General features: G+C 35.6%; 20 protein-coding genes. 10 read left to right on the forward strand and 10 right to left on the reverse strand.

Translation table 11 applies throughout. The features are described 5' to 3' along the window. Positions 1–297: 297 nt before the first annotated feature. Positions 298–1,344 carry an HlyD family secretion protein gene (locus GFU89_RS02065; RefSeq protein WP_318845556.1) on the reverse strand — a complete coding sequence of 349 codons (1,047 nt, stop codon included), beginning with the start codon at positions 1,342–1,344 and terminating at the stop codon, positions 298–300. 5 nt (positions 1,345–1,349) lie between these two features. Next, positions 1,350–2,684 (reverse strand): TolC family protein, encoded by a 1,335-nt coding sequence (locus GFU89_RS02070; protein ID WP_318845557.1) that lies wholly within the window; start codon positions 2,682–2,684, stop codon positions 1,350–1,352. A 136-nt stretch (positions 2,685–2,820) separates the two neighbouring features. On the opposite strand from GFU89_RS02070, the gene GFU89_RS02075 reads away from it, so the two are divergent. Continuing rightward, the gene (locus GFU89_RS02075) at positions 2,821–3,624 is read left to right on the forward strand and encodes an AraC family transcriptional regulator (RefSeq protein ID WP_318845558.1); all 804 of its coding nucleotides are present in this window, start codon (positions 2,821–2,823) and stop codon (positions 3,622–3,624) included. Between the two features lie 295 nt (positions 3,625–3,919). On the opposite strand, the gene rplI is transcribed toward GFU89_RS02075, so the two are convergent. The 7 genes from rplI to GFU89_RS02110 all read right to left on the reverse strand — a co-directional run bounded on the left by rplI (position 3,920) and on the right by GFU89_RS02110 (position 9,895). After that, a complete protein-coding gene (gene rplI, locus GFU89_RS02080) occupies positions 3,920–4,423 on the reverse strand; it encodes a 50S ribosomal protein L9 (RefSeq protein WP_236854552.1) in 504 nt (167 codons plus the stop codon). Between the two features lie 110 nt (positions 4,424–4,533). Continuing rightward, positions 4,534–4,836, reverse strand: a complete 303-nt coding sequence (gene rpsR, locus GFU89_RS02085; RefSeq protein ID WP_034706728.1) for a 30S ribosomal protein S18 — start codon at positions 4,834–4,836, stop codon at positions 4,534–4,536. 31 nt (positions 4,837–4,867) lie between these two features. Next, a complete protein-coding gene (rpsF, locus tag GFU89_RS02090; RefSeq protein WP_318845559.1) occupies positions 4,868–5,209 on the reverse strand; it encodes a 30S ribosomal protein S6 in 342 nt (113 codons plus the stop codon). A 207-nt stretch (positions 5,210–5,416) separates the two neighbouring features. Continuing rightward, positions 5,417–6,769: a chloride channel protein gene (locus tag GFU89_RS02095; protein WP_318845560.1), complete on the reverse strand. Its 1,353-nt coding sequence runs from the start codon at positions 6,767–6,769 to the stop codon at positions 5,417–5,419. Between the two features lie 42 nt (positions 6,770–6,811). Then, complete coding sequence (locus GFU89_RS02100; protein WP_318845561.1) at positions 6,812–7,435, reverse strand: hypothetical protein; 624 nt, start codon at positions 7,433–7,435, stop codon at positions 6,812–6,814. Between the two features lie 261 nt (positions 7,436–7,696). Continuing rightward, the gene (locus tag GFU89_RS02105) at positions 7,697–9,004 is read right to left on the reverse strand and encodes a dihydrolipoamide acetyltransferase family protein (protein WP_318845562.1); all 1,308 of its coding nucleotides are present in this window, start codon (positions 9,002–9,004) and stop codon (positions 7,697–7,699) included. Positions 9,005–9,067: 63 nt separating this feature from the next. Then, complete coding sequence (locus GFU89_RS02110) at positions 9,068–9,895, reverse strand: SAM-dependent chlorinase/fluorinase (protein ID WP_318845563.1); 828 nt, start codon at positions 9,893–9,895, stop codon at positions 9,068–9,070. A 133-nt stretch (positions 9,896–10,028) separates the two neighbouring features. On the opposite strand from GFU89_RS02110, the gene GFU89_RS02115 reads away from it, so the two are divergent. The 7 genes from GFU89_RS02115 (at position 10,029) to GFU89_RS02145 (ending at position 15,787) form a co-directional block, all read left to right on the forward strand. Further along, complete coding sequence (locus tag GFU89_RS02115) at positions 10,029–10,988, forward strand: PhoH family protein (protein ID WP_318845564.1); 960 nt, start codon at positions 10,029–10,031, stop codon at positions 10,986–10,988. A 100-nt stretch (positions 10,989–11,088) separates the two neighbouring features. Further along, positions 11,089–11,766, forward strand: a complete 678-nt coding sequence (locus tag GFU89_RS02120; protein WP_318845565.1) for a porin family protein — start codon at positions 11,089–11,091, stop codon at positions 11,764–11,766. Between the two features lie 118 nt (positions 11,767–11,884). Then, positions 11,885–12,547, forward strand: coding sequence for a porin family protein (locus tag GFU89_RS02125; protein ID WP_318845566.1), 663 nt, complete (start codon positions 11,885–11,887; stop codon positions 12,545–12,547). A 144-nt stretch (positions 12,548–12,691) separates the two neighbouring features. Next, positions 12,692–13,192, forward strand: coding sequence for a hypothetical protein (locus tag GFU89_RS02130; RefSeq protein WP_318845567.1), 501 nt, complete (start codon positions 12,692–12,694; stop codon positions 13,190–13,192). Positions 13,193–13,652: 460 nt separating this feature from the next. Beyond that, entirely contained in the window at positions 13,653–14,309 is a 657-nt protein-coding gene (locus GFU89_RS02135; RefSeq protein ID WP_318845568.1) for an outer membrane beta-barrel protein, read from the forward strand. A gap of 75 nt (positions 14,310–14,384) precedes the next feature. Then, positions 14,385–15,053 carry an outer membrane beta-barrel protein gene (locus GFU89_RS02140; protein WP_318845569.1) on the forward strand — a complete coding sequence of 223 codons (669 nt, stop codon included), beginning with the start codon at positions 14,385–14,387 and terminating at the stop codon, positions 15,051–15,053. A 71-nt stretch (positions 15,054–15,124) separates the two neighbouring features. Continuing rightward, positions 15,125–15,787: a porin family protein gene (locus GFU89_RS02145; RefSeq protein WP_318845570.1), complete on the forward strand. Its 663-nt coding sequence runs from the start codon at positions 15,125–15,127 to the stop codon at positions 15,785–15,787. Between the two features lie 71 nt (positions 15,788–15,858). Here GFU89_RS02145 and ffh read toward each other — a convergent pair whose 3' ends face one another. Further along, the gene (gene ffh / locus GFU89_RS02150) at positions 15,859–17,217 is read right to left on the reverse strand and encodes a signal recognition particle protein (RefSeq protein ID WP_318845571.1); all 1,359 of its coding nucleotides are present in this window, start codon (positions 17,215–17,217) and stop codon (positions 15,859–15,861) included. Between the two features lie 157 nt (positions 17,218–17,374). On the opposite strand from ffh, the gene GFU89_RS02155 reads away from it, so the two are divergent. Beyond that, entirely contained in the window at positions 17,375–17,746 is a 372-nt protein-coding gene (locus GFU89_RS02155) for a hypothetical protein (protein WP_318845572.1), read from the forward strand. A 59-nt stretch (positions 17,747–17,805) separates the two neighbouring features. Beyond that, positions 17,806–18,903: a F0F1 ATP synthase subunit A gene (atpB, locus tag GFU89_RS02160; RefSeq protein ID WP_318845573.1), complete on the forward strand. Its 1,098-nt coding sequence runs from the start codon at positions 17,806–17,808 to the stop codon at positions 18,901–18,903. Positions 18,904–18,937: the final 34 nt, after the last annotated feature.

The raw sequence follows: 18,937 nt of genomic DNA on the forward strand, positions 1-18,937 counted from the left end.
GAAGAATGCTGAAAAGGCAGATAAGCAAATTCGCGATTGTGCCTGAATTTAAAAATGCGAAAAGACAAAAATACAAGGTGTAAAAGTAAAAGGTAAAATGGCAAATATGCTTAAGAAAAAATTTGCAGATTCGCTATGTTGCAGTCCTGTCTTTTCGCTAAAAAAATAATTTAATTGTAAAGTCTGAAAATGTATTGATTGGAAGGTAATTTTGCACTCTAAAACTCTAAAACTCTAAAACTCTAAAACTCTAAAACTCTAAAACTCTAAAACTCTAAAACCCTCCCACACTCAAACTTATATCTTCTTCGCACTCACCAGAACATTCATCCCGGAAAGCAGTTTTTCGTTGTCTTTATTGTTATCAAGAATAATTTTCACAGGGAATCTCTGTTCAATTTTCACAAAATTTCCGGTGGCGTTATCCGGTTTTACCAAAGAAAATTGTGATCCTGATGCAGGAGAAACAGAAAGTATTTTTCCTTTAAATTCCACATCGGGATACGCATCTGCAGTAATGATGACTTCCTGGTTCTGATCAATCTGCCCAAGCTGTGTTTCTTTATAATTAGCGATGATCCATTTTTCTTTGCTAACCATCTGTATCAGGGCCTGACCTTCTTTAATCAATTGACCTTCCTGAATAGTCTTTTTCCCAACCCATCCATCATAGGGAGCAGTAATCACAGTATAAGAAAGATAAAGTTTAGCATTACTCAGACTCGCAGAACTCTGCTGAATCTGGCTTTTAACAGGAGCAACCTTTGTCTGTTGTTCATTAGCTCCGGCTTTTACTGCATTTTTTTGCTGTTCCAATGCCAGAAGATTCGCTTTTGACTGTTCATATGAAGCTTTTACATTCTCAAATTCCTGTTCGGTAGCCGCATCTTCGGTTAGTAAATTTTTATATCTTTTATAATCCTGTTCTGTTCTCCAGATATCAATTCTTGCAGAAGCAATTTTGGCATCAATGATCTTTGTGTCGCTTTCTTTGGTATTGACACCGCTTTCAATAGTGCTGATGGTAGCTGTATTGGCATGGAGATTGGCTTTAGCCATTTGCACCTGATTCACAAACTCTCTGTTGTCTATGATGATTAAAGTATCCCCTTTATGTACAAATTGATTTTCATTAAATTTTATCGCTTTGATAAACCCGGAAACCTTGCTGGATACTGGCGTGATATATTGTTCGATCTGTGCATCATTGGTCGTGACATTCTTTCTTGAAAAAAGATAGAAACTGACCATCCCTGTAATTCCGCTGATGATCAGGATCCAGGCCAGTAGAGTAATGGATTTGTTGATTCTTTTTTCCTTTTGTGTCAGTTGTTTCTGTGCCATAGTTTTTATAAGTTTCCAATCGTATATTGGAGTTGATAATATTTAAGTTGTCTGTTTATTTTTACGGAAATAAGATTAGATTCTGCCTCCAGATAAGTATTGTCAGCATCTATCAGTTCAGTGATAAGGCTTAGCTTGTTCGCATACTTTGTTCTTACAATCCGATAGTTTTCTTTCGCCTGATCAATCGCTTCCTCTGCAATTTTCACTTTCTGGTCTGTTTCTTCAAATTTTTTATAAGCCTCATACACATTGTGTCTTATTTTTTCCTCATTTTCCTCAATCTGAAGCTTAGCAAGGTCTATATTTTCCCGTGCTTCCTGCATTTTGTATTTATTCTTATACAGATTTTCGATAGGATAGGTAAGATTTACACCTATCATTCCCAGACGATATGCGTAAGGTTCAGGAGGAAAAAACATCATATTCGGATACTTTAAAAAATATTCTCCGCCTGCTGTAATTTTGGGTAAATAATTTGCTTTGATGATTTTTTGATCCAATTCCTTCAGTGAAAGGTTTTTGTGAGTGATATCAACAGATTCATTTTTGTTTAAAGCTATTTCCGTCAATTCATCAACATAAGGAATTGCTGCATTGTCCGAAATAAGATCTTCTGTATTCACATGCATTTCCTGATTTTCTGGTAAGGAAAGAATAGTTTTCAGCTTATGCTCTGCAATCTGAATATCGTTATCCAGTTCCGTCCAGCTCATTTTATGATTGGAAAGCTGAAGGGAAGTTCTCAATACTTCATTTACTGTTACGACACCGTTGACTTTAAGAGCTTTTACCTGTTTGATGTTGACAGAATCTTCTTTCATTTTATCATTAATAAGGCTCTGCTGTTCCTTTAAATGATGGATCTGCAGAAAAGCCGTAATGATTTCCATGGTAAGCTGTCTCTCGTCTAAGTGTGTTCTTAAAACGGAAATTTCAGTATCAATAGCTGCTTTCTTTTCCGTGTTCTTTATTTTGCCACCCATGTACACCGGAATTGAAGCAGATAATGTAAAGTCATACATGCCATTGATGGCATCATACTTTGTTGCTTTGTTAAATACGCCATTCTGATGCTGATACAGATTGGTTACCTGGGTGTAGCTGGTATGAAATTCAATGTCAGGAAGCTTTTCCATTTTGAGATCTTTCTCTTTGGTAGCGGACATTTCCTGTTTTAGATGACTTATCTGTATGTTTTTGTTGTTTTTCAACCCAATCTCTAGGGCCTGCTGTAAGCCAAGATGTTGGTAATCGATCATCTGTGAATGTAAAAAGTTGCTCAATAATAAGCACAACGCGATGCACAGATATCGGCATGCGTTAAATATGATATTCATAAATTAATTAAAGGATTTTTGCTAAAATGATTTTGATTCAGCAAAGGTACGATGACATGTATCCGACCCTATTTGTGAAAACAGAAAAAGATTTGTTCATTTACGCCAATTTGAAAATTCTTCTTATCTTTATTTCATGAATGACAGCCATTTCAAAGCAGTAGAAGAAGAAGATGCCGAATTTTATATCTATCATGTCCTCACAGGCAATGTGACAACGGAAATTCATTACCACAGTTCTGCACAATTAGTATACGCAGAAGGAGGGATTGTACATGTTTTTACAGATCAGAGGCACTGGTACCTTCCTGCAAGATGCTTTATGTGGATTCCTGCCGGGACGCCTCACTACATTTTTTCTACCAGCCCGAAAGTGGATTTATATAATTTTTATTTTAAGAAAGAAGAAAATGAAAATGGCTTTTTTGATGAAATTAATATTTATTCCGTCAATAACTTACTTCGGGAGATGATTTTTTACACCAAAGATTGGGATGGGAAAATTACAAAAAATGATGGTTCTAAATATTATTTTCTCAAAGCTCTAAAGGGTGTTTTACAGGAGAAAAAGAATAAGCATCTGGCATTTCCAATACAGCATCCTTTTCCAAAAGATGAAACACTGCTGAAGATTGCAAGATACATTCATGCTAACCTTGAAAAGCCTCTTACCATTGAATCTACGGCAAAAGAATTCGGAATGAGTACAAGAACTCTTTCGAGGAAATTCAAAGAGATTTTGGGGATGAATTACGTTCGTTTTCTACGAGCATTACGAATTACACGTTCTCTGGAGCTGATGCTGGAAGAAAAATACAATATGTACGAAATAGCAATGATGGTAGGGTACAACAGTCTGTCGTCTTTCAGTAATATTTTCAAAAAAGTAATTGGTATTGCTCCTACGGAATATCAGCAGAAACTGAGAGGGAATAAGTAGAAGTGTTTGAGGGTTTCGAGATTCGGGATGCGGAGTATGAGGCTTGTGTTTTTTTCACTGTACAGTCTTACTTGGACTTATACATGTTTAAATAAGAAAGCAATCAATCAGGAATAATATGAGTAAGGATTCCCTGAATTCCTCTTCTCTGAAGGGGTGGATTTTTGCAAAGCAAAAAGACGGGGTAGTTAAGAATCGGCTCTATCAAGGTGTAGACTTTCCACATCATACAAACAAAAAACCACTCCAATAAATTGAAGTGGTCTGTATGGTGAGAAAATCTCAGTTGCTTAAATTAAGCTTCTTCAGATTTAACTTCTTCCTTTTTAGCAGCAGGAGCAGCTACAACCGGAGCGTCAGATACGATATCGAATTCGAAATTGTACTCAACGTTTCTGTGTAATCTGATGTTTGCTGTTACTTTACCAGTTCTCTTAATAGTGTTCCCTGGGATTTTGATGTATTTCTTCTCTACAGAAACTCCAGCTTTAGCTAGAGCAGCAGAAAGATCTGCATTGTTGATAGATCCGAATAATTTATCACCAGAACCTACTTTTGCAGGAATAGTGATAGAAGTTTTCTTCAATTGATCTACTACAGCGTTAGCAGCAGCGATTAATTTAGCTTCTTCTTCTTTTCTAGCTTCTAAAGTAGCTTCTAGAGCTGCTTTGTTTTTAGGTGTAGCTAAAAGAGCGATTCCTTTAGGAAGTAAGAAGTTTCTAGCATAACCAGGCTTTACGCTTACTGTATCAAACTCAAGTCCTAAGTTTTCTACGTCTTGTTTTAGGATGATATCCATTGTTGTTGTCCTTTTTTTAGATTTTAGAGTGATCTAAAATCAAGTTAGAATTAATTATTTATTCAGCAACAAAAGAAGAGGTTGCCCTCTTCTTTTATTTATTTTTTGTCTTATTTCAATAAGTCAGCTACGTAAGGTAGTAAAGAAAGGTGTCTTGCTCTTTTGATAGCAGCAGAAACTTTTCTCTGGTACTTTAAAGAAGTTCCAGTGTATCTTCTTGGTAAAATTTTACCTTGCTCGTTTACAAATTGTAATAAGAAGTCAGCATCTTTGTAATCTACGTGCTTAATTCCGTATTTTTTGAATCTACAATATTTCTTTTCAGATTTTGTATTGATATCAAGTGGAGTAAGGAATTTTACTTCTGATTCTCCTCCAGCTGAGGCTTGTTTAGCCATTTCATCTATTGCCATGTCTTGTCTTTTTAAAAAATAGGGTTAATAATTAAGCTTTAGCCGCTTTTACTTTAGTTCTTCTAGTTATAGCGTACTCAACAGCATGCTTGTCAAGTTTTGTAGTAAGGTAACGGATTACTCTTTCGTCACGCTTAAATGCTAATTCTAAATCAGCTACTATAGTACCTTCTCCTTTGAATTCGATTAGAGTATAGAACCCATTCTTTTTCAATTGGATAGGGTAAGCTAATTTTTTTAGTCCCCAGTTTTCTTTAGCAACGATTTCGCAGTTCTTTTCTTTGATAAGATCTACATACTTGTTCACTGCTTCCTCTACCTGTGACTCAGATAGAACGGGAGTTAAAATGAAAACAGTTTCGTAATTGTTCATAATGTTAAATGAATTTGTTAATTATTTCGAGGTGCAAAATTAGAGAATATATTTCTTATATGCAAGAGGATTCGTGAAATAGTTGAGTACTGATGGTCTGGAGTTTAAAGTTTAATGTTTTGAGGCCATTGCCTAAGATTATATTTAAAAGCTATTTTCAATAACATGCTTTTAAAAGCCATCAACCTTCAGCTGAGCATTCTCCAACTAATCCTTCTGTCTCAATTCTGTCAGGAAATTCACCTTCAATACATCGTATAATGAATGTCTGCTTACTAAAATAGAGGCAATAGAAGAAACCATTCCCGCCAGCATCAGGTGGAAGATCAATGAGTGTCTGTCGGTCATTTCCAGAACGATAATAGCCGAAGTAAACGGCGCTCTGGTAATTCCTGTAAGAAAAGCTACCATTCCGGCCAGAATAACGACATTGGTTTCGTTGGGAGACAAATGAATTGCCCCTGAAATAACAGAGCCAATACTTGCTCCTGCAGTGAGAGCAGGGGCAAAAATTCCACCTGCACCCCCGGAAGTAAAAGAAAGGGCAGGGCCAAGCATTCTCAGAATTGGAACATACCAGTCTTCATGCTTATCTTTTGTGAAAAGAACCCGCTCCATAATTTCTTTTCCGGAGCCCAGAATTTCCCTGTTGATGAAATAAGCAATTGAAGCTATAATTAAAGCACAAATGATCAGGAATATCACATTGGCTTTATCGGTTTTCAGTGTATTCTTTTTCCAGCTGTTGATTTTAAGCATAGCAACAGAAAGCTGACTGGCAAGAATACCTGCAGTTGCAGCAACAAGTACAATGGGGAACATTACCATTAAAGAAACATCATTCGTCTTCGGGTATCCCAGGTATAAATAAGATCCAGCCAGTGTTTGCGCTGTAAGGCCGGCAATAATTACCGCTGTAAACAAAGCTGTTTTAAAATAATTGATATGGGTTTTTGATAGTTCTTCCACAGCGAAAACAATACCGCCCAAAGGAGTGTTGAATGCTGCTGCAAGTCCGGCGGCAGCTCCTGTCATAATCATATTTTTCTTGGAAATCTTCGGCCACCATTCGGGAAGATATTCGTTGACTTTTCTGAAAACAGAACCCGCAATCTGAATGGTAGGCCCTTCGCGTCCTACAGCGCCTCCTCCGATAACCAAAATGACAGAGGATAGAATTTTGAAAAAAATAATTTTAATACTCAGAAGATTTCTGATCTTGTGGTGTTCTTTCGGGTTGGCGAGTTCTACTGCAGCCATTACCTGTGGAATACCGCTTCCTTTGGCATTGGGAGCAAATTCTTTCACCAGCCACCAGGAAAGTACAAATCCTATGGGTGCAATGATGAAAATCATCCACGCATGCCAGTCAAAAATAAAATTCATGAGATGTTCACCCCAGGCAAATACCTGTGCATACATGACGGCAAAAAAACCTGTAATCACAGAACCTATCCAAAAAGGAATGGCTTGAAGCAGGTTGTACTTCAGCTGTTCGTTCCGGATATTGTCAAAGGAATTTTTGATAGATTTCCGTATCAGGATGAAAATTTTCAGCATTTGTCTGTTTTGTGGGATGAAATTACGGTAAAATTTTGGAAATTATATTTCGTTTAAAAACTTTGAGATGATTTCAGCGTTTCCAATCGTAAGTATTTCCGGTAAACCGAAGCTTAAAATATTATTTTTCACTTCAAGTTTAAAGTTTTCATTCGGAAAAGTTTTTATAGATGCTTTTCTTTTAGGGGTTAGAAAATTCATGGTTTTAAATTGATCACTTCCTAAAACATAGAAATCTTTAAAATCATGATCTTTAAAATTGATATTAAAACTGCTGAAGATCCCTGCAATTTTATCCATTAATCTCTTCTTGTTAATGGAAATATACCCAAAGTCTTCTTCAAGTTTTTTTAATCCCCAAAGTTGAATGGTGTCAAATTTACGACCTAGACGACCTCCTCTTGATGTAACCCCAACTTTACTGACAACAAAAAGGTAGAAAGAACTGTTATTATTTCTGTCTTTTACCCGGTAACAGATTTGAGGGATGAATAGTGGATACATAGCATGTGAACTGAATTGCTCATAAGGAGAGTCTTCAATATCAATCACTGAAATATCATAATCTATAGAAAGCTGATCGTAAACTTCAGTAATGAGCTTTTCATCCTGCTCAGTGAAGGCAGAAAATTTTGTCATGTCATCCTTTCTGTAATCCAGATCCATTATTGAATATTTATTTGTTTAAAAATAATGCTAATAAATCTAATTTCAAAATAAGTTGTGATAATGTGTAATTGTGTTTATTTTATTGATGATTTGATAAATAAACAGCTTTTTATTTGATTATTTATAATTGATGTTTTATGTTGTTTAATCTTTTGATATTCTGTAAAGTTTGACTGCTAAAAACAAAAAAACCTCCGATTAGATCGAAGGTTTAGTATTTAAAATCAGCAAAATTACTTATTGCTAATTATTCATTACTTATATTTCTGTATTCAGATCCCAGTTTTGAAGGTAATCGTGAACATGCTTCAGCATCATTCCTCCTAAAGAACCGTCTACTACTCTGTGGTCATAAGAGTGAGACATGAACATTAAGTTTCTGATTGCAATGACATCACCATCAGCTGTTTCAAGAACTGCAGGTTTCTTAACGATAGCTCCGATAGCTAAAATAGCTACCTGAGGCTGAGGAATGATAGGAGTTCCCATAAGGTTTCCAAAGCTTCCTACGTTAGAAATTGTATAAGTGGCACCCTGAGTGTCTTCTGGTCTTAATTTCTTGTTTCTTGCTCTGTAAGCTAAATCATTGATTGCTTTTGCAAGACCTGAAAGTGATAGCTGATCAGCATTTTTGATAACAGGAACAATAAGGTTTCCGTCCGGAAGGGCAGTCGCCATACCAATGTTAATGTTTTTCTTTTTGATGATGTTTTCACCGTTGATAGAAACATTGATCATTGGGAAATCCTGAATTGCTTTCACTACAGCTTTTACGAAAATCGGCATGAAAGTCAATTTCTCACCTTCGCGCTTTTCAAATACTGCTTTGTTTTTATTTCTCCATTTCACAACGTTGGTAACGTCTGTTTCGATGAAAGAAGTAACGTGTGGAGCTATTTGTTTTGCTTTTACCATGTTTTCTGCGATGATCTTTCTCATTCTGTCCATTGGAATGATCTCATCACCTGCATTTACAGGGATCGTAGCTGCCGGAGCAGATACTGCTGGTTTTGGAGTAGATGCTGCCTGTACCGGAGCTGCCTGCTGAACTGGCTGGCTTCCTCTGTTGGCAACATATGCTAATATATCTTCTTTTGTAATTCTTCCTTCTAAACCGCTTCCTTTGATGGATTTCAGTTCAGTTTCAGAAATTTTTTCCTGTTGTGCGATAGATTTTACAAGTGGAGATAAATAAAGGTCTCCTGAGAATTCTACGCTTGAAGCAATTGTTGTTTGTAAAGGCTCTTCAATCGCTTTTAAAGTGTCTGCATCCGGAGTAGCTGCCGGAGTTTCAGTTTTTACTTCTTCTGAAGCTGCGCCTTCTCCTTCAATTTCTAAAATAGCAATGGCTTCACCTACTTTTGCAACTTCATCTTTTTGCTTTAAAATTTTTACAATTTTCCCCGAAACTGGTGTCGGAACGTCTGAATCTACTTTATCTGTTGCAATTTCTACTACGGAGTCATCCTCCTTTACGTTATCACCTTCATTGAATAACCAAGTGATAATTGTCGCTTCCATAACACCTTCTCCCATGGAAGGAAGCAATAATTTGTATTCTGCCATTTTTGATTTTTAGATTTTGACAAATATATAAAAAAAATCGGTTTTTTTATGAAATATATAATCTTAGCTGAATTCAATATAAATATTTTCGCCTACATTCAATCCAAACAGGCTTTTGGCGCCGTTTTTCTTGCTTCCTTTGTAGATGGTAAGCTCCAATAATTGACTATCATTGAAAATAGCAGCCGACTGCCCATGAAATTCGGTCTCCCTTTCCCAATCTGAAACAAGCTCCGTATGGCTGGAAAATATCCTTGAAAGACTTAAATTCCTGAATTTTATGGTGAAATTGTCATAGCCTTTACTAATGTTTTCGAAAAAATCTTTGTTGATATTTGAGATTATATTTCCGAAATTATCAATATAGGTCACTTCGCCAATAACCATACCCTCAGATTCATTATAAACCGCTCTTGGGAACATCAGCTGTTTGGCTGTACTTATTTTTCGTCCTATTACTTCAGGCAGTCCGCCATTGGCAAGATGTACTGCTGCAGGAACAAAGATGTCTGTAGAAGTAAAATCGATGATATCATCAAAACGATTATTTAGCGTAAGCTCATAGATCGCTTCGGGTTTAATATCGAAAAATATAAGGCTTAAAAGACCATTGTCTGCCGCCAGAAAGTAGGATCCATCGGCTTTATAAATGATATTCTTTCTTGATTTGTTGTAAAAGCTGTCCACAGAAATGATGTGAATGCTTCCTTTTGGAAAATATTTATAAGCATTTCTTACAATATACGAAGTCTGTATAAGGTTGAATGCCTGGATGTCGTGGGTTATATCAATAATATTAACCTCAGGGTTTAGAGACAGAATCTTGCCTTTCACAGCGGCAACTCTGTAATCTAAATTTCCGAAATCCGAAGTAAGGGTAATAATTGACATGAGCAATTTATAGAATAGTGTAGTATTGCAAAGTTATTTAAAATAAAAAGAAAGCCCGAAAGATTGTTGAAAAGAATTTGATAAAAATTTGAAAAAAAGCTTTAATTTTAAAATCTAAAAATAAAAATACTGCATGTTTGAATTGACATATGATTTGGAAGATATCGATGCGAAAATCTTCTATGGAGTTAATAACCAATATTTCAACTTATTAAAATCAAGCTTTCCAACCATTAAAATTACAGGAAGAGATCATTTCATCTTTGCCATGGGAAATAAGGAAGCTTTAGACATACTAAAACAAAAGCTGGAGGATATTGTCAGTTTTATCTCAAAAAATAATTCAATAGGACTGAAAGACGTTGAAAATATATTGAATATTAAAGATGAAAACGAGAAACAACTGGTTTTCGATCAGGATATTATTGTAAAAGGAGTAAACGGAAAAGTCATTAAGGCTAAAACAACCAATCTTAAAAAACTGGTAAAAGAAACGGAGAAAAAGGATATGGTTTTCGCCATTGGTCCTGCCGGAACCGGAAAGACATATACCAGTGTGGCATTGGCTGCAAGAGCTCTAAGAGATAAAGAGGTGAAAAGAATTGTCCTGACAAGGCCGGCTGTAGAAGCAGGAGAGAGTCTGGGATTCCTTCCTGGTGACCTTAAAGAAAAGCTGGATCCTTATTTACAGCCTTTATATGATGCGCTTCGTGATATGATTCCTCATGAGAAACTGGAAGGATTCATGGAGAAAAAAGTGATTGAGGTGGCACCATTGGCTTTCATGAGAGGAAGAACGCTGGATGATGCTTTTGTAATTTTAGATGAAGCCCAGAATACAACCCATTCTCAGATGAAAATGTTCTTAACCAGAATGGGAATGAATGCGAAATTTATTATCACAGGAGATCCTACCCAGGTCGATTTGCCACCAAAACAACAATCCGGATTAAGAGAAGCCATGAGAATCCTGAAAGATGTAAAAGAAATAGGATTTGTACACTTAACGGAAGAAGATGTTGTGCGACACCCTGTGGTAAAGAAAATTATTATTGCCTATAACGACGAAGATAAGAGACAGAGAAACGATTAATTTTTTGTTGCCAGAAAGTTACATTTAGGTAAAATTTAAAATGTATCCGATCAATCCTGAAAAATTGGGAATATATTCGCAGGAAATTTTAAACTTAACCATGAAAAAACTTTTATCGGTCTCATTAATTTCTTTAATAGGAATAAGCTTAAATGCTCAAAAAAATACAGTCGGGATCAGAGCCGGAGTTGGACGTTCTACTTTAAAGACGGACTACGCCGATTCTGATTTCGATTTTTCATCTAAAGGCATGATAACGGCACATGTTGCTATCTTCCTCGAACATAAATTAAATCAGAATTTTGCTTTACAAGCCGAGTTGGGATTTGCGAGAGCTGGCGGAAGAAATAGCTGGGGTTACCAAGAAGATGAATTTAGTGATTATACTATTGTAAATGCTATTTCTCTTGGAAAACTAAATATTCCTTTGATGGCTAAATATTATTTCAATGAAAAATTTAATGTTAATGCAGGCGTCAATATGGCTTTTGTTGTAGCAGCAGAAAGCAAATACAGGACCAATGGTAAAGACGGATTTGAATTATATCTAAACTTATTGAGAGAGACTGAGGATATTAAGAAAAAAGTAAAAATCTTTGAAGTAAACCCTTTCTTGGGAGTAGAGTTTCATTTGAGTAAAAAAATATTCATAGACGGGCGTTATATCTTCGGAGTATCTGATATTGCAAAAAATAGTAATGGAGAGGGGTATAATACGCTTAAAAGCAGCTCTCTTCAGATTGGGATAGGTTTTAAATTTAATAAATTAAGTTTTTAAGGTTAAAAATTAAAATATTATATTTTTCTTAATTCCAGTAATAAAAAGCGTTACAATTTTCATATTTGAAAAAAAAGACTATTTTTGCCACCTATTTAATTTAAAAAACTAACTAAACATGAAAAAACTTCTACTTGTTGCAGCGGTCGCTGTTATGGGAATTTCTGCAAACGCACAAGAATTTCGATTTGGTCCAAAAGCTGGTCTCGCAATGTCAACTATTAAACTGGACGATAAGCAGGATGATCTTGAGGGGAGAAAAATGTCTCCGAAATATACCTTCTATATTGGTGGGATGGCTGAGTACAAATTCAATGATAACTTTGCTATTCAGGGAGAGGTTCTATACTCACCACTGGGAGCTAAAGAAAAAATAGACGGAGTAAATGCCGGAGGGGTGTATTTTGGTGAATCAACTAAACTTACTTTTGGGACTCTTTTAGTTCCGGTTTCTGCAAAATACTTTATTACGGAAGGTTTCTCTGTAGCAGCAGGTCTTAACGTAGGGATTATTCTTACCGCTAAACAAAAAACAGTTATTGGTTCAGATTTTCTTGATATAGAAGTGGAAGGAGATACTGGTGATGTAGATATTAAAAAAGATATCAAGTCACTAAACCTTGCACCTTTCTTAGGAGTAGAGTATATGCTTGAAAACGGACTTTTCTTTGATGCGAGATACAGTTTAGGAGTATCTAACCTATCTAATGACAACAGCGGAGGTACTGTAAAAAACAGCTTTGCTCAGCTAGGTGTAGGTTTCAAATTCGGAGGAAACTAATTCTGAAAACCTTATTTAGAAATAAAAAAAAGCAGGACAATTTTTGTCCTGCTTTTTTTCGTTATACTGACATCAGAGGCCGATGTTATCTCTATAATAGAAATAATTAGTACTTTTGCGGGGTAATTTAAAGCTACTAAAAAAATGAAAAAACTATTATTACTAGGTGCTTTTGCACTTTTAGGAGGTGCTGCTCAAGCGCAGGAAGGTTTTAAAATTGGCGGACATATTGGTGTTCCTGTGTCTGATGCAAGTGATGTATCTTCATTTACATTAGGAGTAGATGCAGCTTATATGTGGAATATTGCTAAAGGTCTTGACCTTGGGGTAACAACAGGATATTCTCACTTCTTCGGAAAAGATCACTTTGATGATTTCGGTTTTATTCCTGTAGCTGTTTCCGGGAAATATAAATTTAAAGGTGCTCCTATCTTTGTAGGATTGGATCTGGGATATGGTATTTCTACAAAAGATGGAGTAGATGGTGGTTTCTATGCGCAGCCTAAATTTGGATATCAAATGTCTAAAGGAGAATTGTACATCGGATACCAGTCAATCAGCAACAAGCGTGACCTGCCAGGTTGGGGACGCTACAGCTGGAATGTAGGAGCTGTTAACATTGGTTATAATTTCTTTTTGAAATAAGAAAGCAATTGTATATTGAAACTCCGGCCGAAGGCCGGAGTTTTTTTTGATATAATATAAGCCACCTGTACGGATCTTTTATCATGAATTTTTGAAATAACGGCCTTACAGCGATCAGGAAAAGGTAAAAACAACCTCAAACCATAAACGGATGTTTAAGTTTTAAGAGTTAATAACTTTAAAATTAGTATTTTAGGTTAATTAATTTTAGCGTTTTTCCAGAATCCATGGGGTTTTAGAAAAAAAGTGAAAATTTTAAAAAGTAAACATATTGGCCTCATATTAATAAAATGGAGTTTTTTTATTCATAATATTGTGAAAAACTCAATAACTTCTCTTAACTATGATTTATTTTTACAAAACGCTAAATTTTAACAATGATATTAATCACATTAACAAATTTTAATATTAGTGGGGACCACTGTAAATTTGCCCTCAGAAAGTATTAAAATTTTTTAAAATGAAAAAAATATTATTAGCGGGTGCTGTTGCACTTTTTGGTTTATCTAACGCTCAGATTGCAAAAGGAACTACATATTTATCTGGATCTGTTGGTTATTCTCAAGTAGAATCTAACAACGGTAACGATAAAAAAGAAAACTTCAACGTATTACCTACAGTTGGATATTTCGTGAACACTAACTTAGCAATTGGATTAGGAGTTGGTTACCAAACTGAAAAAAACACCCTAACTACAACTACAACTTTAGGAAACACTACAATCGTAAACGAAGGTGTTGTTAAAACTCCTGCTTTTGTTGTTGCTCCATTCGTAAGAAAATACTGGACTTTATCTGACAAGTTATATTTCTTCGGACAATTAGCAGTGCCAATGCAGTTTGGTAAAACTGAAACTGAAAACAGTTCTGTAGCTACTAACGGAAATACAGTTGTTACAAACTCTACTTCTACTGAAGCTAAATACACTAAAATTGGTGTTACTGTTAAGCCAGGTTTAGATTATTTCTTAAACAAGAACTGGTCTATCGAAGCTACTATCGGTGAGTTCGGTTATAGCAACTACAAGCCAAAAGATGGTGATGCTACAAACAACTATAACTTCGGATTGAATTTATCTTCTGTAACTTTCGGAGTTAAATATATATTTGCAAAATAATAAACAAAACATATAGTAAGAAAGCCCTGAGGAACTCTTAGGGCTTTTTTTTATAAAAAAACTAATATAATAATCATGAAAAAAATCGCATTGATGGGCGCTGTCGCGCTTTTCGGTTTATCAAACGCGCAGATCGCTAAAGGAACTTCTTATCTTTCAGGACAGGTAGGGTATTTTCACAATGAAAGTCATGAGTCCGCATTCAAAAGAAAAGACGATATTATCAGAATTCTTCCTACAGCAGGTTACTTCGTTACTACCAATTTAGCCGTAGGGTTAGGAATAGGGTATAAGAGTGCTGTCACAAAAAACAACATAGGAAATGATAGTGTAGGTAATGTGGTACAGACTAAAGATACAGATAACGCATTTGTAGTCGTTCCATTTGTAAGAAAATACTGGACTTTATCTGACAAATTATTTGTCTTCGGACAACTGCAGGTTCCTGTAGAATTTGGTAAGGAAAAACTGGATGCAAACAGTTATATTTACTCGGGAGATCCTTTCCTTGATCCTTCTTCTTCAAGAAAAAACAGCTATACCAATGTAGGTGTTAATATCAGACCGGGTCTGGATTATTTCATAAGCAAAAACTGGTCAGTAGAAGCTACTATTGGTGAGTTTGGATATAATAGTTACAAAAGAGATATTGACGGAGCCAGAAGAGCAGGTGATTATAAAGTAGGAATCAGCTTAGCTTCTGTAACTCTTGGAGTTAAATATGTATTCGTGAAAAATAAATAAAGTATACAAACGGGTCCTGAGAGTTAATCTCAGGACTTTTTTTATCCAAAACTATTTAAATACAAGATAATATGAAAAAAATCTTACTAGCGTCTGCAATCGCTTTATTTGCAGGTTTAAATGCACAGACTACGTTTGGTGTAAAAGCGGGTTACGCTTTATCAAAACTGAACTCTAATGAAAACGATGTTGAGTTTGGAGGAATTGAAGGAGGTTTAAAATCCAAGTCTGGGTTTTATGTTGGAGGTTTGGTTGAACATAAATTCAATAATAAGTTTGCTATTCAGGGAGAGCTGGAATATGCTAATCTTGGAGGAAAGGCAGAGGTTGCATTACCTGGTATTACAATAACTGAAAAGATGAACCTGAACAGAATTATAATCCCTGTATCTGCAAGATATTATGCAACACCTGAACTTGGAATTTATGCAGGTCCATATGTGAGTTTTAGGACCAATAACAAAGTGAAATTTGAAATGAGCGGTCCGAATGCGGTTATGACAAACCCTGCGGGAATCAAAGAAGGAGAGAGGTATGTAGAAAAGTTCCTTGATGACTCTTTAAAATCTACAGATTTCGGATTGTTCTTTGGAGCAGATTACAAAGTATATAAAGGATTGTTTGTAGATGCACGCTACAGTTTTGGTCTTACGAATATGATTAAAAACCCTGTGGATGGTGAAAAACTGAAAATGAATTTCTTCCAGCTTGGGTTGGGATATAAGTTTAAGTAAACTCATATTCAGAATGAAAACAAAAAACTCTCAGAAATTCTGAGAGTTTTTTTATGAATGATTTTGTCTTTTTATTTTCCCATTCCGCCCATTCCAGGCATATTTGGCATTTTGCTCATCATCTGCATCATCTGCTTTCCTTGAGGCCCCTGCATCATCTTCATCATTTTACCCATTTGATCGAATTGTTTCATCAGTTGATTCACATCTTCTACTTTTCTTCCGGCACCTTTAGCAATTCTTCCTTTTCTCTGCGTATTGATGATAGAAGGTCTTCTTCTTTCTTCAGGAGTCATAGAGTAGATAATCGCTTCAATGTGTTTGAATGCATCATCACTGATTTCTACATCTTTGATCGCTTTTCCAACGCCGGGAATCATTCCCATCAAGTCCTTCATGTTACCCATTTTCTTGATCTGGTTGATCTGCTTTAGGAAATCATCAAAACCGAATTCGTTTTTAGCGATTTTTTTGTGAAGTTTTTTAGCTTCTTCTTCGTCAAACTGTTCCTGAGCTCTTTCTACTAAGGAAACAACGTCTCCCATTCCCAGGATTCTGTCTGCCATCCTTTCTGGGTAGAAAAGATCTAAAGCTTCCATTTTTTCTCCTGTAGATATGAATTTGATTGGTTTTTCAACAACAGAACGAATCGTTAAAGCCGCTCCACCACGAGTATCACCATCTAATTTTGTTAAAACAACTCCATCAAAGTTCAAAGCATCGTTGAATGCTTTTGCCGTATTCACAGCATCCTGACCTGTCATTGAGTCAACAACGAATAACGTTTCATCCGGCTTAATGAAGTAATGAACAGATTTAATTTCGTTCATCATCTGCTCATCAATCGCCAAACGACCTGCTGTATCCACAATCACAACATCATGACCGTTTGATTTTGCAAAACTAATTGCGTTTTCAGCAATCGTAGAAGGATTTGTAGAACCTTCTTCTGTGAAAACAGGAACCCCGATTTGTCCACCCAAAACTTTTAGCTGGTCAATTGCAGCAGGACGGTAAACGTCACAAGCTACCAATAGAGGTTTTTTATTTCTTTTTGTTTGTAAATAATTAGCAAGCTTTCCTGAGAATGTAGTCTTACCAGAACCCTGAAGACCTGCAATAAGGATTACTGAAGGCTTTCCTGAAAGATTGATTCCCTCCTGAGAACCTCCCATCAGGTCTACCAATTCATCATGAACGATTTTCGTCATCAGCTGTCCAGGAGTAAGGGAAGTAAGAACGTTCTCTCCTAATGCTTTATCCTGAACTCTTTTAGTAAGATCTTTTGCAACTTTATAGTTAACGTCGGCATCTACCAATGCTCTACGGATCTCCTTTACGGTTTCCGCTACATTGATTTCGGTAATTTTTCCTCTACCGGAAATATTATGTAATGCCTTGTCTAATTTATCCTGTAAACTATTAAACATATTGATTGTAAATTATAGGTTTGCAAAAATAAGGAATTTTTAGCATATCTAAAGTGTTCGGGACGTAATATTATATAGATAAGAAAAAATGATATATATCAAATCTTATCATAATACGATAGAAAAAGTCTATTTTTGCGGTCAATTAAAATTTAGAATGAAAATCAATCCCAATATTCTTGTTGTCATTTTATTCTTTCTGACGTTCCTGGTGCATTTTTCTCTTTGGAAATTTGTTTTTCACCTGGATGAGATCGTGATCATTAAATTTTATCTTTTTCTAAGTGTCATGTTTATGATGATGATCACTATGATTATCTTAATCAATAGAGTGGTGCCGGAATTTTTAGGATTGTCTGTCATTGGTTTGATTCTTTTAAAATTCGGTTTGATGTACTTAATCAGAAAAAAACTGAACTTTGAAGTGATTCCAGGCTATAAATTTCATTTCATTATACCTTATTTTATCCTGACAGCACTGCTTACATACTATGCCATCAAGCTGATTAATCATGATAAAAAACAGTAAAATAATTTATTGAAACTAGAAAAAATATCATATTTTTGCACAACGAAAAAAACCTATCAATGTTTAAGAAATTCGCAGTTTTATTCTACAGTATTTTTGTATTAAACTTAGTGTCTGCACAGCACGGCGAGGCTACTGCTGGGGCAGCTCCTGCTCAAGAGCTTTCAGAGAAAGACAAAGTGAGCAAAGAAAACAAAGAGTTCATCGATCATCACTTGTTGGATGCACATGATTTCACATTGATGGTTGATAAAGACGGTCACCACATCGGTTTCCCTCTTCCTGTTATTGTATATGACAACGGTTTTCACTCTTTCATGAGTAACAAAGAAGGGTTTATGCATGGAGAGCCTACTGAAGTAGATGGAGCTTACTATGTATTGCACCATGAGAAAATCTATAAGACTGATGCTGCTGGAACTATAACTCTTGATGATCACGGTCATCCAACAAACGTAAAGCCTTTAGATCTTTCTATTACAAAGAGTGTGCTGATGATTTTATTAGTATCAATCTTTATGTTAGTTTTATTCGGAGGAATGGCTAGGTCTTATAAAAAATCAGTTGTTCCTACAGGTGCAGCAAGATTTTTAGAGCCGCTAATCGTTTTTGTAAGAGATGAAGTTGCTATTCCAAACATCGGACATAAGTATAAGAGATTTATGGGTTATTTATTAACTGTATTCTTCTTTATTCTTTTCCTTAACGTTTTAGGATTAATGCCTTTCGGAATCAATGTTACAGGTAATATTACAATGACATTCTTCCTTGCAATCCTTACGTATTTGATTACAACATTCTCAGCTAACAAAGATTACTGGAAACATATCTTCTGGATGCCGGGAGTACCAGTTCCAATGAAATTGATTATGCTTCCTATCGAATTATTAGGAACAATCACGAAGCCATTCGCATTGATGATCCGTCTTTTTGCCAACATGACTGCAGGTCACATCGTAGTAATGAGTTTGATCGGATTGATCTACGTATTTAAGAATGTTGTCGCAGGTGTTGCATTCCCGTTCCTTACATTGGTAATTTATTTACTGGAAGTATTGGTAGCATTCCTACAGGCTTATATCTTCACGATGTTATCCGCTTTGTTTATCGGAATGGCTGTACAGGAGCACGAGCACGAACATCATGCTGCTCACTAATTGAAATTGTAAATTAAAGTAAAACAAATTTTTT

This window comes from Chryseobacterium sp. JV558 (assembly GCF_033712365.1).
In the GTDB taxonomy this organism is placed as follows: domain Bacteria; phylum Bacteroidota; class Bacteroidia; order Flavobacteriales; family Weeksellaceae; genus Chryseobacterium.

What these genes read in the sequence shown, in the direction of transcription:
- GFU89_RS02065 (WP_318845556.1), bottom strand. Translation starts at nt 1,344, where the DNA reads ATGGCACAGAAACAACTGACACAAAAGGAAAAAAGAATCAACAAATCC.
- GFU89_RS02070 (WP_318845557.1), bottom strand. Translation starts at nt 2,684, where the DNA reads ATGAATATCATATTTAACGCATGCCGATATCTGTGCATCGCGTTGTGC.
- GFU89_RS02075 (WP_318845558.1), top strand. Translation starts at nt 2,821, where the DNA reads ATGAATGACAGCCATTTCAAAGCAGTAGAAGAAGAAGATGCCGAATTT.
- rplI (WP_236854552.1), bottom strand. Translation starts at nt 4,423, where the DNA reads ATGGATATCATCCTAAAACAAGACGTAGAAAACTTAGGACTTGAGTTT.
- rpsR (WP_034706728.1), bottom strand. Translation starts at nt 4,836, where the DNA reads ATGGCAATAGATGAAATGGCTAAACAAGCCTCAGCTGGAGGAGAATCA.
- rpsF (WP_318845559.1), bottom strand. Translation starts at nt 5,209, where the DNA reads ATGAACAATTACGAAACTGTTTTCATTTTAACTCCCGTTCTATCTGAG.
- GFU89_RS02095 (WP_318845560.1), bottom strand. Translation starts at nt 6,769, where the DNA reads ATGCTGAAAATTTTCATCCTGATACGGAAATCTATCAAAAATTCCTTT.
- GFU89_RS02100 (WP_318845561.1), bottom strand. Translation starts at nt 7,435, where the DNA reads ATGGATCTGGATTACAGAAAGGATGACATGACAAAATTTTCTGCCTTC.
- GFU89_RS02105 (WP_318845562.1), bottom strand. Translation starts at nt 9,004, where the DNA reads ATGGCAGAATACAAATTATTGCTTCCTTCCATGGGAGAAGGTGTTATG.
- GFU89_RS02110 (WP_318845563.1), bottom strand. Translation starts at nt 9,895, where the DNA reads ATGTCAATTATTACCCTTACTTCGGATTTCGGAAATTTAGATTACAGA.
- GFU89_RS02115 (WP_318845564.1), top strand. Translation starts at nt 10,029, where the DNA reads ATGTTTGAATTGACATATGATTTGGAAGATATCGATGCGAAAATCTTC.
- GFU89_RS02120 (WP_318845565.1), top strand. Translation starts at nt 11,089, where the DNA reads ATGAAAAAACTTTTATCGGTCTCATTAATTTCTTTAATAGGAATAAGC.
- GFU89_RS02125 (WP_318845566.1), top strand. Translation starts at nt 11,885, where the DNA reads ATGAAAAAACTTCTACTTGTTGCAGCGGTCGCTGTTATGGGAATTTCT.
- GFU89_RS02130 (WP_318845567.1), top strand. Translation starts at nt 12,692, where the DNA reads ATGAAAAAACTATTATTACTAGGTGCTTTTGCACTTTTAGGAGGTGCT.
- GFU89_RS02135 (WP_318845568.1), top strand. Translation starts at nt 13,653, where the DNA reads ATGAAAAAAATATTATTAGCGGGTGCTGTTGCACTTTTTGGTTTATCT.
- GFU89_RS02140 (WP_318845569.1), top strand. Translation starts at nt 14,385, where the DNA reads ATGAAAAAAATCGCATTGATGGGCGCTGTCGCGCTTTTCGGTTTATCA.
- GFU89_RS02145 (WP_318845570.1), top strand. Translation starts at nt 15,125, where the DNA reads ATGAAAAAAATCTTACTAGCGTCTGCAATCGCTTTATTTGCAGGTTTA.
- ffh (WP_318845571.1), bottom strand. Translation starts at nt 17,217, where the DNA reads ATGTTTAATAGTTTACAGGATAAATTAGACAAGGCATTACATAATATT.
- GFU89_RS02155 (WP_318845572.1), top strand. Translation starts at nt 17,375, where the DNA reads ATGAAAATCAATCCCAATATTCTTGTTGTCATTTTATTCTTTCTGACG.
- atpB (WP_318845573.1), top strand. Translation starts at nt 17,806, where the DNA reads ATGTTTAAGAAATTCGCAGTTTTATTCTACAGTATTTTTGTATTAAAC.